1 protein-coding gene and 2 pseudogenes are annotated in these 1872 nt (G+C 34.2%); all 3 read left to right on the top strand.

Annotated features, from left to right (window positions below):
* Positions 1-436, top strand: a pseudogene (locus tag AC1DOS_RS19835) (hypothetical protein); the annotation flags it as partial.
* Positions 437-683: 247 nt separating this feature from the next.
* A pseudogene (locus tag AC1DOS_RS19830) lies at positions 684-828 on the top strand (YqcI/YcgG family protein); the annotation flags it as partial.
* Positions 829-961: 133 nt separating this feature from the next.
* The gene (locus tag AC1DOS_RS19825) at positions 962-1507 is read left to right on the top strand and encodes a GNAT family N-acetyltransferase (protein WP_477538868.1); all 546 of its coding nucleotides are present in this window, start codon (positions 962-964) and stop codon (positions 1505-1507) included.
* Positions 1508-1872 lie beyond the last annotated feature (365 nt).

Here is a 1872-nt window from a genome sequence, read left to right as displayed (position 1 = left end):
AATTGGGTCCGGCTATACTGTATACGAGGCTGAGAGACATGTGGATATTGCATTCTCGCAAGAACCTGAAAGAAATGAAACGAGCATTATGTTTGTCGACGAAGACAAGAAAGTTATCGATTATTCAAAAGAACATACAAGTTTTTATACTGTAGAGAATATACCCAATAATTGGAAACAAACACTGCAGGAAAATAACTATACATCTATCATTCCTGCAAAAATCTATCATTTTCTGAAATTGAAGCGCATTACCCAGTTCAGTAGTGAACTGATAACAAGCCTGTTGAAAAATACAGATCGTAACACACGTCGCATCCTGAGTGAACTTGAACAAATGGGATTGCTCGAGGTCGTTGGAGAAGAATCATCAGGCCGTCCAGGAAGACCCAAAAAAACTTATGCCATAGTCTCGGATTCCGGGGAAAATGCTTGATTGAACATTAACCAAAAGTGCCAGCACTTCATGTTTTGCAGGACGTTTTTTGTCCCGAGGAAACGCGGGTGCCTGGCACTTTTTCTGCATGTTATACATAAAGTGGAATTGAAAATGCTTACAATAATTTAATATTAAGAAATGTCTAATATTTTATTTACAAACAGTGAAATCAGTGAGTATTCTAGTAAGAATAATCAGAGATAGAGCTTGCTGACTACGATCAATCGTGGTCCGAAGAGGGTTACGGGATAAAGTAGGTGATCGAATAGAGACATGGAATCAATTACCAGCATCCGGACATCAGCTAATAATGAATGGAAAAATTCTTTATCGGCGATGATATAGAACCCATAAAAGGGAAGTGCCCTTTCAGTCATAAAGCTATGTAAAGTTTGAATACATGTTAGGCCACAATTCTTTAAGTTGTTGTTTTTCGTTTGTCAGGTTTTTTAAACGTTGGATAGGTACTAATTTAAGGACAGTAATGTACGTAGTCGATAAAGGTATTGAAGTGGAAAATCATTGGCCAGCTCAGTCAGCTCTTTTTTTTTGCAAAGCGTAGTATGGGCGAATGAAGGGGAAATAAAAATATCTGTCGAAGTATATCCTATACTTATGGAAAAAGATGGAACGTTTATGATTGAGAAAGCAACGGAAAAGGACAAAGAATTTATATTGACTAAGGCTGCTGAGTCAGCAAGTGAAGGTGCTCAGCAAGCACTAAGTGCAGAAAAGACAAACCAAATATTTAATGGTATTTTAAATAAAGGTGGTTTTTACCTAGTCTATAGAAATGCGGACAGTTCAATAGCTGGTTGGATTTTGCTCGGTGAAAATACGGATTATTTTTCGGGTAAGAAACACGGATTCATTTATGATATTTTTGTCTTAACGCAATTTAGAGGTAATGGAATATCAAAGGAAATTCTAAAAGAAGGAATAAGTACATTAAAAAAATCTGGATATGAAGAAGTTCGTTTAAATGTTTTTGCCACTAATTATGCGAAGGAAATATATAAGAAGTTAGGATTCAAAGATTTAAACTCCATAATGACTTTATCTATCTAAATTAATCTTATTACATCTGTTGCTTTACTTATAAGTAAGGATATTTGTATAGAAAATGAGGAAATGAAAATGTCATCTACTGTAGAACTCACAAGATTTAAGGTTAAACAAGGTAAAACAGAAACTGTTAATAAATGGATGAAGATATAATGCATAATTCACCCCTTTTTTGTGTTATTTAAATATACACAGATAAGGGAGTATACCGTTTACTATTTAAGAAAGTGTTCCACCCTTATATGTTTGTACGGTTTGATTCGTCATGTTTCTCATGTTAATTCTATTATCTTTTATATTGTTAGCTTATTTATTCTTTATATTGTTATTGAAACAGCGGTCAGAAGAGGTATTAACAGTTCAATAAT

The sequence above is a fragment of the Paenisporosarcina sp. P5_A11 genome, from assembly GCF_056400705.1.
Note: the sequence above shows the minus strand (reverse complement) of the source record. Positions and strands in the feature narration are given on the sequence as shown.